The organism is Bacteroidota bacterium (assembly GCA_016183775.1).
Lineage (GTDB): Bacteria > Bacteroidota > Bacteroidia > JABDFU01 > JABDFU01 > JABDFU01.
Window position 1 is genome coordinate 1 of the sequence record JACPDY010000037.1, and the last position, 16278, is coordinate 16278.

The 16278-nt window shown below is 38.7% G+C and carries 15 protein-coding genes; 10 read left to right on the plus strand and 5 right to left on the minus strand.

Features of this window, described 5'->3' with window-relative positions:
- Positions 1 to 161: 161 nt before the first annotated feature.
- Entirely contained in the window at positions 162 to 869 is a 708-nt protein-coding gene (locus tag HYU69_04830) for an RNA pseudouridine synthase (protein ID MBI2269667.1), read from the minus strand.
- Positions 856 to 1674 (minus strand): 3-methyl-2-oxobutanoate hydroxymethyltransferase, encoded by an 819-nt coding sequence (gene panB, locus HYU69_04835; GenBank protein ID MBI2269668.1) that lies wholly within the window; start codon positions 1672 to 1674, stop codon positions 856 to 858. Before panB ends, HYU69_04830 begins: the two co-directional genes overlap by 14 nt.
- Before the next feature lie 196 nt (positions 1675 to 1870).
- On the opposite strand from panB, the gene HYU69_04840 reads away from it, so the two are divergent.
- The 7 genes from HYU69_04840 to HYU69_04870 all read left to right on the plus strand — a co-directional run bounded on the left by HYU69_04840 (position 1871) and on the right by HYU69_04870 (position 9532).
- Positions 1871 to 2893, plus strand: a complete 1023-nt coding sequence (locus HYU69_04840; protein MBI2269669.1) for a hypothetical protein — start codon at positions 1871 to 1873, stop codon at positions 2891 to 2893.
- A 146-nt stretch (positions 2894 to 3039) separates the two neighbouring features.
- On the plus strand, positions 3040 to 4971 hold the full coding sequence (gene dnaK, locus HYU69_04845) for a molecular chaperone DnaK (GenBank protein ID MBI2269670.1): 1932 nt from the start codon (positions 3040 to 3042) through the stop codon (positions 4969 to 4971).
- A 216-nt stretch (positions 4972 to 5187) separates the two neighbouring features.
- A complete protein-coding gene (locus HYU69_04850) occupies positions 5188 to 6168 on the plus strand; it encodes a hypothetical protein (protein MBI2269671.1) in 981 nt (326 codons plus the stop codon).
- Positions 6169 to 6430: 262 nt separating this feature from the next.
- Positions 6431 to 6637 carry a hypothetical protein gene (locus HYU69_04855; GenBank protein MBI2269672.1) on the plus strand — a complete coding sequence of 69 codons (207 nt, stop codon included), beginning with the start codon at positions 6431 to 6433 and terminating at the stop codon, positions 6635 to 6637.
- A 63-nt stretch (positions 6638 to 6700) separates the two neighbouring features.
- Entirely contained in the window at positions 6701 to 6937 is a 237-nt protein-coding gene (locus HYU69_04860) for a DUF433 domain-containing protein (GenBank protein MBI2269673.1), read from the plus strand.
- Positions 6934 to 7287: a DUF5615 family PIN-like protein gene (locus tag HYU69_04865; protein ID MBI2269674.1), complete on the plus strand. Its 354-nt coding sequence runs from the start codon at positions 6934 to 6936 to the stop codon at positions 7285 to 7287. The genes HYU69_04860 and HYU69_04865 overlap by 4 nt, the downstream gene beginning before the upstream one ends.
- Positions 7288 to 7402: 115 nt before the next feature.
- Positions 7403 to 9532: a tetratricopeptide repeat protein gene (locus tag HYU69_04870; GenBank protein ID MBI2269675.1), complete on the plus strand. Its 2130-nt coding sequence runs from the start codon at positions 7403 to 7405 to the stop codon at positions 9530 to 9532.
- 18 nt (positions 9533 to 9550) lie between these two features.
- On the opposite strand, the gene HYU69_04875 is transcribed toward HYU69_04870, so the two are convergent.
- Both HYU69_04875 and HYU69_04880 read right to left on the minus strand, forming a co-directional pair.
- Entirely contained in the window at positions 9551 to 10813 is a 1263-nt protein-coding gene (locus HYU69_04875; GenBank protein MBI2269676.1) for a T9SS type A sorting domain-containing protein, read from the minus strand.
- Between the two features lie 2 nt (positions 10814 to 10815).
- Positions 10816 to 12126 carry a serine hydrolase gene (locus HYU69_04880; protein MBI2269677.1) on the minus strand — a complete coding sequence of 437 codons (1311 nt, stop codon included), beginning with the start codon at positions 12124 to 12126 and terminating at the stop codon, positions 10816 to 10818.
- Positions 12127 to 12584: 458 nt separating this feature from the next.
- Here HYU69_04880 and HYU69_04885 point away from each other — a divergent pair, with 458 nt between their 5' ends.
- A complete protein-coding gene (locus HYU69_04885; GenBank protein MBI2269678.1) occupies positions 12585 to 12809 on the plus strand; it encodes a hypothetical protein in 225 nt (74 codons plus the stop codon).
- Between the two features lie 55 nt (positions 12810 to 12864).
- Here HYU69_04885 and HYU69_04890 read toward each other — a convergent pair whose 3' ends face one another.
- On the minus strand, positions 12865 to 13539 hold the full coding sequence (locus HYU69_04890) for an NAD(P)H-binding protein (GenBank protein ID MBI2269679.1): 675 nt from the start codon (positions 13537 to 13539) through the stop codon (positions 12865 to 12867).
- A gap of 146 nt (positions 13540 to 13685) precedes the next feature.
- Here HYU69_04890 and HYU69_04895 point away from each other — a divergent pair, with 146 nt between their 5' ends.
- Both HYU69_04895 and HYU69_04900 read left to right on the plus strand, forming a co-directional pair.
- Positions 13686 to 13877: a cold shock domain-containing protein gene (locus tag HYU69_04895; protein MBI2269680.1), complete on the plus strand. Its 192-nt coding sequence runs from the start codon at positions 13686 to 13688 to the stop codon at positions 13875 to 13877.
- 119 nt (positions 13878 to 13996) lie between these two features.
- Entirely contained in the window at positions 13997 to 16264 is a 2268-nt protein-coding gene (locus HYU69_04900) for an RND family transporter (GenBank protein ID MBI2269681.1), read from the plus strand.
- The last annotated feature ends 14 nt before the right edge of the window (positions 16265 to 16278 follow it).

The window sequence follows — 16278 nt, forward strand, 5'->3', positions numbered from 1 at the left end:
TATTATGTAAATACAGTTGGTCAATATGCAAACGAAGATGTAATTCAACAGTATATTCACAATCAAGGCAATGAAAAAAATGTTTATAAAAGGTTTCATAAAAATCAATTAAGCTTGTTCGAGTAACGCGATACCTCGAGACTCTGCCTCGGGGTTATTCATTATTTTTTAATTTGTCCCATAAAATAATCCCACAACGCCTCCTTAGGCGGATCGGCAATAATAATTACAGGTTCTTTTTTCACAGGGTGAATGAATTCAACTGCCCGTGCAAGGAGGTGTATAGATGCGTCACTATTGGTTCGGTTAAAACCATATTTAATATCGCCTTTAATGGGACAGCCAATAGCCGAAAGCTGCACACGTATCTGGTGATGCCGGCCGGTGTGTGGATTTATTTCAAGCAAATGATAATTATCAGAGCTGAATAAAATTTTATAATCCAGTTCACACCTCAATGTACCAGTAGTTTCTTCTTTATAAGCTTTCGACATATTTTTGGCTTCATTTTTTTTAAGAAAATGTACCAATGCGCTGCTTTCCTGAGGTGGTTTGTTTTTCACAACAGCCCAATATGTTTTTTTGATCTCTTTTGTTTTAAACATTTCATTGAGTCGTGTTAATGCTTTGCTCGTTCTCGCGAACAGAACAACGCCGCTAACTGGCCTGTCTATGCGGTGTGTGACACCTAAAAAAACATCACCTGGTTTATCATATTTTTCTTTCAGGTATTTTTTTACGAAATCTCCCATTGGGGCATCCCCGGTTTTGTCGCCTTGCACAATATCCGATGGTCGTTTATTAACGGCTATAATGTGGTTATCTTCGAAGAGGACCTGTATAGGTGATTCAGTTTTAATACTGCTCATTTTTATTGGGGAAGTCCTTTGTCTTAACGTCTTTAATATAATTTTTTACAGCGGTGGTCATGCTGCCATACAGATCGGCATACCTGCGTAAAAAGCGGGGGCTGAATTCCTTGTTGATTCCCAGCATATCGTGTAATACCAATACCTGCCCGTCAACGCCGCCTCCCGCGCCAATACCAATAACAGGTATGGTAATTTCACTTGCTACATTTTCGGCCAGCTTAGCCGGGATCTTTTCAAGCACGACGGCAAAGCAGCCGGTTTGTTCAAGTATTTTGGCATCTTCCATCAGTTTTGTGGCTTCCATTTGTTCCTTCGCACGAACGGTATACGTGCCGAATTTATAAATGGATTGCGGCGTAAGTCCTAAATGACCCATAACAGGTATTCCGGCTGATAAAATACGCTCAATAGATTCTTTTACTTCTTGTCCTCCTTCCAGCTTAACAGCATGAGCACCTGATTCCTTCATAATGCGTATAGCGGATTGTAAGGCTTCCTTTGAATTTCCCTGGTACGAACCAAAAGGCAGATCAACGACAATAAGCGCGCGATCAACAGCACGGACAACTGATGTAGCATGGTATATCATCTGGTCAAGTGTAATGGGAAGGGTTGTTTCATTTCCTGCCATTACATTTGATGCCGAATCGCCAACGAGTATAACATCAATGCCGGCATTATCAATGATCTGTGCCATCGAATAATCATATGCGGTCAGCATTGATATTTTTTCACCCTTTTGTTTCATTTCCTGTAAAACATGGGTAGTGACCTTCTTTATTATTTTTTTACCTGCAGGCATAGCTGTTTTTGTTTGTTGCCCCGAAAACCCGGGGAATCAAATTTAGGATTTATTTTGATTGACCTATGGAGAAAGCGAGGTTTCCGATTCTAAAATTAGTCGTAGAAACACGCTTTTTTGAGGGAGAAAAAAACAGGCTCAATTACATGAAACAAACTAAGATTTCTCCCTTAAATTTAGTTACTTTGTCATCCACATGAAAAAATTACATTATCTCATATTGACTCTTGTTGTCTTTTCAGTATCATGTTCAACTGATCTGAATGTGTTGGACGATTACAAGGAAACAGCTATTGTTTATGGCCTCCTTAACCAGAGCGACACCGCTCAGTATATCAAGATCAATAAGGCATTTTTGGGCCCGGGAAATGCTCTTGAAATAGCGCAGGTGTTTGATTCCATCAGTTACCGGAATCAACTTACAGTTCAACTCGAGCAGTGGAAGAATGGGAGTAAAATAAACACCTTTACGCTTACTAAAGATTCCTCTATCGCCAAACCGGCCGGCATTTTTTCATCACCAAAGCAAATACTGTATAAAACCAAGGCTGCTCTCGACCAGGCCAGTGAGTACAATCTGATCATCACTAATAATACAACCAATAATGTTATTACGGGTACTACCAGGCTGGTGAATGATTTTACCGTGACAAAACCGTTTTCTTCGAGCCTTAATTTTACAAACACGGTCACTAAATTTAAGATAGAATGGACCAGTTCGCCGAATGGAAAGGTGTATGGAGTGACCCTGCGTTTTCATTACCTGGAAGAGGATAAGGTTTCTTCTGTCGTTACTCCCAAAACATTGGATTGGGTTTTCGGGAATCAAACAACGCTGTCAACACAGGGCGGTGAAGTTATGTTTGTTGAGTTTATGGGTGAAGCTTTTTATCAATACCTACAGAGTAGGATACCGGTTGATAATAATGTAAAGAGGTATTTACCCGGCAGCGGCTCTCATGTTGATCTGATCTTTTCTGTCGGCGCGGAGGATCTGAGTACTTATATCGCGGTTAGCCAACCTTCCACAGGAATTATCCAGGAAAAGCCACAATACACTAATCTAAAAAATGGGTTTGGTTTATTTTCATCGAGGTACACCAAAATCAAAACCGGTTATCAGTTAACCCTCATATCAACCGACTCTCTTTATGGCGGGTTATTTACAAGGAATATATTCTGCGATCCTAACACGCTCAGCCCGTTCCACTGCAATTGATTTCTGTCGTTTTGTCAGTAGTTTTTGCCCTAAAATGGCCTTTTTTGGCACAATTATCTATTTATTGGCTCTAAAATCCTATTGGCATAATCATTGGGTTACAGGAGTAAGAAAATAAATATAAACACTATAAAAATTAAATTGTTATGGGAAAAATTATCGGTATCGACTTAGGAACCACAAACTCTTGCGTTTCAGTAATGGAAGGTAATGAACCGGTGGTTATTGCGAACAGCGAAGGTCACAGAACAACTCCTTCTATTGTTGCGTTTCTTAATGATGGTGAACGTAAAGTCGGAGAGCCGGCCAAACGCCAGGCAATTACAAATCCTGCTAAGACGGTTTATTCAATTAAACGTTTTATGGGACATACTTTTGATGAGGTAACTGAAGAAGTGAAGCGCGTACCTTATAAGGTTGTTAAGGGCGAAAATAATACGCCGCGTGTACAAATTGACGATCGTAAATACACTCCTCAGGAAGTTTCAGCAATGGTGCTTCAGAAGATGAAAAAAACTGCAGAGGATTTTTTGGGTCATGAAGTAACCGAGGCTGTTATTACAGTTCCGGCTTATTTTAACGATTCGCAGCGCCAGGCGACAAAAGAAGCCGGCGAGATAGCAGGATTGAAAGTAAAACGTATCATCAACGAACCTACTGCAGCTGCACTGGCTTATGGACTTGATAAGAAAAGCAAGGACATGAAGATCGTTGTGTTCGACTGTGGTGGAGGTACACATGATGTATCGGTGCTTGAATTGGGTGAAGGTGTGTTCGAAGTAAAATCTACTGATGGTGATACTCACTTGGGTGGTGATGACTTTGACCATAAGATCATAGACTGGTTGGTTGCGGAGTTTAAATCTGAAAACGGACTTGATCTTTCCAAGGATCCAATGGCACTGCAGCGTTTGAAAGAAGCCGCTGAAAAAGCGAAGATCGAATTGTCGAGCTCCGCTTCAACAGAAATTAATTTGCCTTACATCATGCCGGTTGATGGAATACCAAAGCATTTGGTAAAAACATTAACACGCGCGAAGTTTGAGCAATTGGTTGATGACCTGATCAAACGTACAATTAAACCATGCGAATCGGCATTGAAGAACGCTGGCTTAACTATAAATGACATTAACGAAATAATTTTAGTGGGAGGTTCAACACGTATACCTGCCATACAGGAAGCTGTGAAAAAGTTTTTCGGCAAGGAAGCTTCTAAAGGTGTAAACCCGGATGAAGTTGTTGCGATAGGCGCGGCGATCCAGGGTGGTGTACTTACAGGAGAAGTGAAAGATGTGTTGTTACTGGATGTAACCCCGCTTTCATTAGGTATCGAAACAATGGGTGGTGTATTCACCAAACTCATCGAGTCGAACACAACTATACCAAGCAAAAAATCAGAAACGTTCTCTACCGCATCAGATAATCAGCCTTCGGTTGAGATACATGTGCTGCAGGGCGAGCGTCCGATGGCAAGTGCGAACAGGACGATCGGACGATTCCATCTTGATGGAATTCCACCTGCGCCGCGCGGTACGCCGCAAATTGAGGTGACGTTTGACATCGATGCGAATGGTATACTGAGTGTTACAGCGAAAGATAAAGCAACAGGTAAATCGCAGAACATACGTATCGAAGCAAGTTCGGGATTATCGAAAGATGAGATCGAGAAAATGAAAAAAGAAGCGGAGGCAAATGCCGATTCAGATAAAAAGATGAAGGAAGAAATTGAAAAGATCAACCAGGCCGATTCACTGATCTTCCAGACTGAAAAGCAACTGAAAGAATACGGTGATAAACTTTCGGCAGATAAAAAAGATACCATTCAGAAATCGTTGACAGAACTGAAAGCCGCTCACGCAGCTAAAGATCTCGCGAAGATTGACACTGCAATGACTGCTCTTAACGCCGCATGGACCGCTGCGTCTGAAGAGATGTACAAAGCCACACAAGGTGCCGCTCAACCGGGTGCTGATGGAGGTGCTAATGCCGGTCCGGGTGCAGGTGCGCCGGGAGGTAATGGCAAGGATGAATCTGTGACAGATGTGGATTATGAAGAGGTGAAAGACGACAAAAAATAAGGATTTCGCTTGCCTACCGAAGCGGAGCGTAGGTAGGGATGATAAGAAGTAAATATAACTGAATAATGAATGAACTAAGAGCCCGTTAAATTTAGCGGGCTTTTAGTTTGTATTTTCGACAACAAATGAGTGTAAATAATTACAATCGATTACAAATGGACTTGCACCAAGCCGCAAGTTAGCAGAGATTTTAAACAGACAACGGAACATTAAATTATGAAACAGACCGCGTTAATTATCGCATTTTTCTTATTGACACATTTGACTTTTGGGCAGAATGTTCCAAAAAAATATTTTGACCTTATAAAAATTGCAGACTCACTTTACAATTCAAAAGATTTTAAGAAATCGGCAGACAAGTATTCGGAAGCATTTAAAGCTAATAGTTGGAAGGGTTTTTCAAACGACAGGTATAATGCAGCTTGTTCTTGGGCATTGGCATCAGTTCCAGACAGTGCATTTTTCCAACTTGACAGAATTGCTACACTAATGAATTACACAAACTATGGACATATTACGACTGACCCAGACCTAATCTCTTTACACAACGACAACCGATGGAAGTCGTTGCTTGAAAAAATCAAACAGAACAAAGACAAAGCAGAAGCAAATTTGAACAAGCCTTTAGTTGCAATACTTGACAGTATTTATATTGAAGACCAAAAGTATAGACAGCAAATTGATGGAATTGAGAAAAAGTATGGTTGGGAATCAAAAGAAATGAAAGACCATTGGAAAATCATAAACGAAAAGGATTCTATAAATTTAATAAAAGTAAAATCTATACTTGACAAATATGGTTGGTTGGGTGCAGATGTAGTTGGAGGACAAGGAAACTCAACTTTGTTTCTTGTAATCCAACATTCTGACCAAGCAACACAAGAAAAGTATTTACCAATGATGCGAGAAGCTGTAAAAAGTGGTAAAGCACAAGGACGTAGTTTAGCCCTTCTTGAAGACAGGGTTGCTTTAGGACAAGGGAAACGACAAATTTATGGAAGTCAAATTGGTCATGACTCCGCAACACAAATTTATTATGTTTCGCCATTGGAAGACCCTGACAATGTTGACACGAGAAGAGCCGAAGTTGGACTTGGACCTTTATCGGACTACGTAAGTCGTTGGCAAATAAAGTGGGACGTTGAGCAATATAAAAATGACTTACCAAAACCTGAAGAGAAAACAAAACGGAAATAAAAACCTCTGCTACATGGGTTTGGCAAAAGTGGCGGTTCAGTGCTCCGCAGACACATTTATGGTTAATCAAACATTGGTTCTCCGTATCAACATTTGTGGTGAAAATCGCCCCTTCGCCAAGCCCGAAACTGTTAAGCTGCAAATTTGTTTAGTTGAACATACGGTGTCCGCTGGTCGTGTTATTCAACCCGCCCTCTTTGTATTTAGGTGCTTGCATAAGCACCCCATTTCCACTACCTTTGTAATGTAAAAATTTATCAACATGAAAGTATTATTAGACATAAAAGATAGTAAGGCTGCTTTTGTAATGGAGCTGCTTAGAAATTTTTCTTTTGTGAAAGCAGAACCGCTTACATCAGGCAAATCAGAAATATTGAAAGGCATAAAAGAAGCCGTTGAAGAAGTAAAATTGCACAAGCAAGGCAAAATTAAATTGAGGTCGGCTAAAGATTTGATCAATGAGCTTTAGTGTTTAGTGTAAAATATCTTTCTTTAAATTTTCATTATCTTTGAACAAGTCGACATTGAAGCAATGACAGAAGTTTTATTAAATAGAATTACAGTTGATTCTGAGATATGTCATGGTAAACCTATCATTCGTGGCCTGCGCTATCCTGTGGAAACAATGCTGGAGCTTTTGGCATCAGGTATGACAATTGATGAACTGCTGAAGGATTACCCTGACCTTGAAAAGGAAGATTTTTTAGCATGTATTGAATACGCAGCAAAGCTCACACAAATCAAAAGTATTTACAGAATTGCCTCGTGAAATTTATTGTTGACGCACATTTACCCAAATCATTATCAGACATGTTGAAATTAAAGGGGTATGATTCAATTCATACACTTGATCTGCCTGCTAAAAACAGAACAAAGGATAACCAGATTATAAGTGTTTCAACAACAGAAAACCGTATTGTTATAAGCAAGGACAATGATTTTCTCGAATCATTTTTATTATCAGGTCGGCCCTCAAAACTTGTACTCGTAAAAACCGGCAACATTAAAAATGCGGCACTGATAGAAATTTTTAGTGCCCATATGGAGGCTATTTCAAAATTACTCCTTGAGAATTCGCTCATAGAAATTAATAGAACGGAAATTGTAGTTCACGCGTAATTGACCATCACAATGGGTTGTATTCTGTTTCGACCCCAATAGTTTCAAGTAAATTCCTTTATCCCTTTGCCAGTATTGTAAACCCACCAAGAAACCCTAAATTTATCGGGTAATGATGAACCGGGTATTTCTGTTGTTTTTTGTTGTTATGCAGTTCAGGGCATTTTCCCAAACCCATGAGCTGGATTCATTATTGATTGTTCTAAAGTCAGCAAAGGAAGATACCTCAAAAGTAAAAACACTGCAGGCAATTGCTAATTTAAAGAACGATGAGCAAAAATACGCTGAAGCGTTAGCCTATAATATTCCTGCCAGGGATCTTGCGGAGAAATTGAAATTTAAACGGGGAATGGCAAGGGCTTACAGGAGTATAGCTTATTCATACGACTGGATGGCATATACCACAACCGGCGATTATTCGCAAGTGGAGCCCTATTATTTAAAAGCATTAGGTGTATATAAGGAGTTGCGTGACACCAATCAAATGGCCAATGTAATGCTGCAATTGGGATATACGCTCGATTACCAGGCCGATTATTCTTCCGCCAATAATTATTATTTCCAGGCATTACGATTTTATGAAAGCCTTAATGATTCAGATCGCATAACCAGGCTGCTCTTTCTTTTAGGTCAATCGAATAAATTTCAGAACAACTATCCAAAGGCGTTTGAATATTTATTCAGATCAGTAATAGCCGCGAAGCAAGTAAAGGATAAGGCACAAGAGGCTGAATCGTATTTAATAATCGGGAATACACACATGCTTTCCAATAACCTTGATTCGGCTTTATTTTATCTGGATAAAACACTTGAAATGCGTTTGAAGATAGATGAAGTAAAAAATGATCTTGGAGAGATCTATTACAATATGAGTAAGGTTTATTTCAAGAAGCGCGATTATAAACAGGCTCTTGCCCTTGCCAACAAAGCGTTTGATTATTCCGACCTGCAGGAGGATACTTACCAGCAGGCCGAATTGAACGGCCATATTGGCGATTGCTATGCAATGATGAATAACAACAGTACAGCGATTGAATATTACCTGAAGTCAATTAAGATATCACGTATTTCCGGTTCAAAGAATATTACCAATCAGCAATACCTGAACCTTAGCAAGGTGTATGAAAAGATGGGGAAAGTTGAACTTGCGTATGATTATTACAAAAGACACATCGCGCTTAAAGATAGTGTGTTCAATGACAGGAAATCAAAGGAAAGTGAGCGGGCCGAATTACAATATGTATTCGACAAGCAGCAATTGACTCAAAAGGCCGAACAGGAAAAGGCGGATGCCATTGCCGCTGAAAAACTGAATCAACAAAAGCGTATTGCGAATATTTTTATAATAGGGTTTGTTCTCATTATATTTTTCTCGTTCTTTTTATACAGGAGCTATTCGCAAAAGAAAAAGATCCTGGTGATTGTGAATTCACAGAATATTGAGTTAGAGGAACAGAAGGAGAGGGTACATCTTCAAAAAGCATTGTTGGAGGAAAAGAATAAGGAAATGACCGACAGTATCAATTATGCAAAAAGGATACAGAATTCTGTTTTACTTGAACCCGATGCTTTTGAAGGAAAATTTAAAGAATCATTTTTATTTTTTAAACCTAAAGATATTGTAAGTGGTGATTTTTACTGGCTGGCTGAATACGACGACTTTATTTTTTATGCTACCGTAGATTGTACAGGACATGGAGTGCCTGGTGGATTTATGAGTATGCTTGGTAATTCATTCCTCAACCAGATAATTGTAGATAAAAAAATAACCGAACCGGGAGAGATACTTGATGTGCTGCGTGTAAAAATCATTTTGGCGCTTCAACAAAAAGATGCCAAGGACGGGATGGATATAGTGCTTTGCCGGTTAAATAAAAAGAGCAATGAACTTGTTTACGCCGCGGCTAATAATCCTTTATGGTTGATGAGGAATGATGAACTCATCGAATACCCGGCCGACAAACAGCCGGTCGGATTAAGTGAAGGCAAAACAATACAGTACAGGCAGCATGTCATCCCACTTCTGCAAGGCGACAGGATATATACGTTTACAGACGGGTATGCCGATCAGTTTGGTGGTAAAAACGGGAAGAAATTCAAGAAAACAGCATTTAAAGAGCTGATAAAATCTATTTCTCAAAAGCCAATGAGTGAGCAGAAGCTGATTGTAGATAAAACCATAGAGACCTGGCGGGCGGGACACGAACAGGTAGATGACATTACTGTTATTGGCGTTCGGGTTTAATGTATTCGTGTTGAAAATTCAATCGGTCCCTTTTATCATTTTTGTTTTCCTTTCGCCTGCAGAAATAAAATAGAGACCCCGGGGCAAAAATGTTAAATCAATATTTATTAATGATCTGTTTTTTATTTTATCGGTCAGTAATAGTTGCCCAAATACATTAAAAATGTTCAGCTCTTCAGTTGTATCGTCAGAAGGTATTTCAATAGTTAAAGATGATGAAGCGGGGTTGGGATATATTCTTAATTCATCTTCAGAATAACTTTTGTCTTCAATATCAGTAAGAGCCGGGCAATAACCTGATCTTAAATTTGTCGGATCGCTGCATGGATATAAATATTTACTTTCAGGAAAAAGGACTGTGGGGTTATCAGATTGGACCAGGTTTTTAAGTCCGCCGGGCATGGTAATTTGTGCCGAACTGCCATTTCCGAGTGCAACATTTTTTCCGGTTGAGCTCCCATTGAAAGTATAGTCACATAAAGCATCCAGTAATCTATAATAGGCATAATAGTCCAACGCGTTAAATGCACCAGAGGTATTCGGCATTCCGTGGTCTGTATTGTAAGCATAACCCGAAATAGTATCTGACTTTATGAGAATAAAGTCTTTCTCACTCACGGAAATATTAATGTTATTAAAAATATCAATTGCCATCCGATGATCATTAATAGCATCATCATTACAGATCTCTATTAAAAGTTTTGTGTCTGTTGGAAATGATTGCAACTCCGTTTGAGTAATATTAAATGAATACCATTGGGCAAAAGCGTATACAAAGCGACCGTTTTGTCCCCAGTTATTCTGTTTAAAGCATTGGTATGAATTGCCAAAGGCTGCGCCGCCGCCAAAGGAATAACCCAGGAATCCAACTCTTGTGGTGTCAATTACAGTTGTATAATTTCTTGCAGCCAACCGGAATCCGTTTAACAGGTTGTCGTATCTGTTGGATATTGTTACACCAACAGTTTGATAGGGAACAAAAACAATAGCGTACCCTTTTTTGGCAACAAAGTCAAGCATGCCGGCAACACCTACGGGGTTGCTTCCTCCAAAGGCATGATTATAGAAGATGGTTGGAACTTTCGTACTGATATCAGAAGGATGATAGATGTAAATATATTTTCCGGAATAGGCAGGATTTGGTAATGAATCTATTGCAATGGTATGAGTTCCGTCAGCCCCGTAACCGCTTGTTGGTTTTGAAATATTCGGATCATTGTATTGACCGAAGCAGGCAGCGACATTTAATGCCACTGTAATTGCAATATAAATTGTTTTCATAATTATTGCTTAATGATTTTCGAAACTGATACCTGTCCTTTATTGTTTTTTTGCTCCACAAAATATATTCCGCTGCTGAGTGCTGAGATATCAAATTGATCTACATTGTTTCGTTTTAGTATTTTTTCTCCCATTAGATCATAAATAGTTATTTCATTCACGGAACTATTATTATTTGTGTAAAGGATGTCATTTGCGGGATTTGGGTAGATCGTTACATTCGATGAATGGAGCTTGCTATCATATGTACCTGTTGTTGAATAGCACGATCTGGGAACGGTGTTTCTCACCACATCCATTATTTGAAACCAAGTTGATTCAACCACGGCGTAAAGTGAAGGCGCGACCGTATACAATACACCTGTTATACCTTTGCAGCGGTTTATCCAAAAGGATGTACCAAATGCACCGGCCCCACTAATTTGTTCCTGGTACATTTGCGTTGGGTTGTAAATATCCAGCCAGTCGCCAATGCCGTAGTATATTTCGGTGGCGCTATATGGATTGTTATTTGGGGGTGAAGTGGGGTAAGGTGAGGCTAACTGGGTAGCCGCATTCGTCTGATCTTTCCACATTTCAAGCATCCATATACTGTCCACTACCTGAACACCGCTTTTATTTTTACCATATTTTTGAATGAACCTTGCAAATTTCATTATGTCAGATGGTGACGAACAAATACCACCTGCGATCCTTGGATTATTTGCTTTAAGACAAAATTCGGTGTTGCTTAGATCTAGTGGTTTTGCAATTTTTTTTGCAAATAATGTGTCCCAGGGTATTCCGGCAACTTGTTCGGCAATTGCACCGGCCACGTGCATAGATACACCCGTGTATTTAAATTTTGTGCCGGGTATATATATCTGCGGATCGTTTTGAATAATGCTATCGGCGGCTTCCTGTAATGTCAGCGTACTGCTTGATTGGTAGTTTGTCGAACCATCCCAACCTGCAGTGTGAGAAAAATTTTGCCGTATCGTACTGCCTCCTTTACCGACTAAAGTTGCTTTGGGTCTGAACTTTCCTATACTATCGTCCAGATCGAATAGCCCTTCCTGTGCGAGGCGAAGTATTAATGCTCCGGAAAAAGTTTTGGTGGCGGAAGCAATTTGAGAGACCGTATTACTATCAATCCCACCCATTGCTTTGTAGTATATAAGCGTATCATAATGTCGTACGATGCATACCGCTTTACCATGAAATGAACTTGAATTGTTGTTGAGTAAATTGTCAATAGCGGTAAAATCGTAGGTTTGTGATTGTAAAAAAGTTAAGCTGAAAATAAGCAGGATAGGAGTAAATAGTTTTTTCATTTGAATTAATTTAAATGAATTGATGATGAGTAAGTGGGTTAGTCTATTTCTTAGCTAACACCGGTTGATTAGACTCTTTTAAATTGAAAAAGTTTAATGACTTTTATACTTTATTTTTTTTCAATTAATGTGTTATAAACATCTGATATTTAATTAATTATATTATTTATGCAACAAATATAATTAATCCTAAAGACAATATGTTTATGTGTTTATTTTCGTTTGGAATATGCCCCAACCGCTGTAATGATTGAATTTAAAGTTGAATAATGAGCAGATAGTTATGAAAAGCTTATTTTTTCAGTGAACAACCAAACATCGAAAAGCGGATCAAGTAATTTACATTCTGTCCGAATCTGGCCTGAATTTCTTTTAATAACTATTTATAGTTATACGTTACTAAGGCTTAACTATTTATTAAATTAGCGTCAGTTAATTTAAACCAAACACATTTAAAAATGACTTACGACGAATTTATATTAGAAGAGAAGCAAATCGAAACAAATCACCCTGACTTTTTTACAAATGGTAAAAAACTAGGTGATTATATTTTGATTGTTTTTAACATGCGTACCGGGTACAAAAGACATGAATGGATCGATAAGGATGGCCTTGACGAGGAGATCAGAAATGAAGTTGAGGAGTTTATCGAACGTCTCGAGACCAGTGTACCTCAGCAGTAAGAGCAACCGATCTTACTATATCTGCCTTTTGGGATGGAGAAATAATCTGCATTCATTATGCGGGCTGCGTAGCTGTCTTTACAATAAGGCTTCGCAGATCTTTATTCTCCATTAATTCTATTTCCGAACCATTTTTTATAATATAAAGTATCACCTTAGCCAGCTCCACTGATGTGATTACCATTGATGGCATTAGTAGTTGGAACAAAGGAAAAACCGGTATCATCAGTTTGTTGAAGAAAGATGTATTCCTGTTCTTATGAATAGGTTTTATGCCTCCGGGCCTTACAATAAAAAGTTTTTTAAACCCCAGTTTTTTTAATGCATTTTCCGTTTTGCCTTTAACGCGTGCAAATAAAGTGCTGCTTTTTTCTGTCGAGTCAGCCCCCATACCACTTAAAAACAAAAATGTAACCGCAGGATTGGCCTGCAACATAGCATTAGCCGCGGCTAAAGCATAATCGTAAGTAATAACATGATACTCTTCTTTATTTACCTGTGATTGAGAAATACCAAGACACCATGCGCATGCATCGTGCTTTTTAAATAATTCTGATAAGTTTGAATAATCAGTAAAATTCTGGTGAAGGACTGTTTTGATCTTGGGATGAGTGATCTCTAAAGGTTTACGGACTATAGCTGTCACTTCTTCGATCTGGTTATCTGATATGGCCTGTCGTAATACTTCTGCCCCAACCAAACCTGTGGCTCCGGTTACTATTATTTTCATTTTATTGAGAATTAAAATACTTTGCAATATATAAATTTAGGGTTGTGTGGCCCTTAAAATTATTTCAAAAGCCTGTTTTTACATTAAAAACATTCATTATCTTTGTTTGGTTAAACAATTTATTAACTTATAATTTATTTATTACAATGAAAACAGGAACCATTAAATTCTTTAACGTGTCAAAAGGATACGGATTTGTTAAAGACGATGAAACAGGACAAGAAGTATTCGTTCATGCAACCGGCTTAATTGATCAGGTACGTCAGGACGATAAAGTAACCTTCGAAATTGCAGAAGGAAAAAAAGGTTTAAATGCGGTTAATGTAAAAAAAGTATAATACATATAAATCTTTCTCTTCTAAAAAGTCTCTCAAAATTTTGAGAGACTTTTTAGTTTGGGCCCGATCCCGAAAAAATGTGAAGTCATTTCGGATCATATTAATTTTAACCGGATACTTTGAATTTCTTCTTTAAAAACAATTACCTGTTCAGTAAACTGCTTGTGTTTGCCGTTATTATTATAACGGTTATTGCTTCATTTTTCACTGCCAATATAAAGTTTGATTACGATTTCGAAAGTTTTTTTCCTACAGATGATAAGGACCTGCAGTTTTATTTAAACTACCGCGATCAGTTTGAGTACGACAATGAATTTATTTTAGTGGGTCTTGAGAATAAGGAGGGCATTTTTAAAAAAGATTTTTTACACAAGGTAAGGTCGTTCACCGATTCGGTAAAAACGATAAAGGATGTTACCCGCGTGCTATCACCCTCCAATGCTAAGAATACAATAATTGCGCCCCTGGGAATGATCGAAGTTCCTTACCTGAATATTGATTTGCCGGATCAATACGCGAATGATTCTGCGGGCATTTACCGATCTGAAGAATTGGTTGGGAGTTTGTTTGCCAATGACGCGAGATCGGTCGCCTTGTTCATTAAAACAAAAGAAGGTATTGCCAAAGTGGCGTCTGATACTCTGTTGTTTAAACTTGAACGGTTAATCAGGAGTTTCGGGTTCGATAAAACACATGTGGCCGGAAAAATAAAAGCGCAATATGTTTACCTCGATCAGATAAAGCGGGAGTTTATTTTATTTTTGATTACATCCTTTATATTGGTGGTGGTTTTCCTGTACATTTCATTTCGTTCGTTCTGGGGCGTTTGTATACCAATTGTTGTAGTGCTGCTGGCCATTGTATGGGTATTGGGCTTTATGGGTTTCATTCACAAGCCGCTTGACATTATGATGGTATTGCTGCCTACTATGATGTTTGTTGTTGGCATGTCGGATGTGGTGCATGTATTAACAAAGTATATGGAAGAATTGCGTAATGGAAAGGAAAAACAGGAGGCGTTTAAAAATACACTACGCGATGTCGCTTTTCCAACCTTTATCACGCTGCTTTCAACCGGGGTTGGTTTTTTGTCTTTGCTGTATTCAAGTATTAAACCTATCCGTGATTTCGGCATATTTACTTCGCTTGGTATCCTTGTTTGTTTTATCCTGGCGTTTACTTTTTTACCCGCGCTTATTCTGTTACGCAAAGAGCCAATTTTATTTAAGGAGCGCAATGAAGATACGTTTTGGAACAAACGGTTGCATCGTTTGCTATTATGGGTTTTGTTAAATAGGGTTAAAATAATAATGGGAACTATTGTTATTGTGGTTCTTTCATTTGCAGGCATGAGCCGCATTGTGTTGAACAATAATCTTCTTGAAGATATTGTTGACAGCAATTCACTTAAACAGGATTTTTATTTTTTCGAAAAGCATTTTTCGGGTGTGCGGCCTTTCGAAATGTCCGTTACATTAAAAGATCCCGCCAGATCAATTTTTGACATGGATGTTTTGCAGCAGCTGAATAGAGTAGAGGAGCTTCTTAAGAAAGAATATGGTGTTGGTTTTATTGTGTCGCCGGTAACTGTTGTTAAATCAATAAATAAGGCGTTAAATGGGGGTGATGCCGAAAATTATAAGTTGCCTGAGGATACAGCCGCACTTAAAGAAGTCATTCAGGCGATCAAAAAATATAAAAAGAAAGTCGAATTGAAGGTTCTCATATCGCCGGATGAGCATAACGTCCGCATAACAGGCAAGATGCACGACCTGGGAAGCGCCGCTATCCGCGAATTGGATAAAAAACTGGAACTGGCTATGCGAAAAGAAATACAACCTCGTTTGTTCAATTATAAACTTACGGGCGGTGCTGTGATGATCGACAAGAACAATGAATACCTTGTTTATAATATGCTGCAGGGCTTATTTATGTCAGTGCTGGTGGTTTCATTGATCATTGCTTTTATTTATCGTTCGTTTAAAATTGTACTTATTTCACTTATTCCGAATATTATTCCCATGATATTAGTCGGTGGACTCATGGGTTTTGCCGGTATTGAAATGAAACTTTCGACCTCAATTATTTTTTCTATCGCTTTTGGTATTGCCACTGATGACACGATTCATCTGCTGGCCCGTTTAAAGCTGGAGATGGATAAAGGCTATTCTTACTTATACGCTATAAAGCGTACTTATATTTCGACAGGCAAGGCGGTAGTGGTAACTTCTTTAATTCTGAGTGCAGGATTTTTAACGCTTGTGATGTCTGATTTTCAAGGCACCTTTTATTTCGGATTGCTGGTGAGTGTGATATTGCTTGTTGCGGTAATTACGGAATTGTTGCTGCTGCCTTTATTGTTGTTGTGGTTGAAGAAGGTGTCCTGATTGGGGAGCCTCGT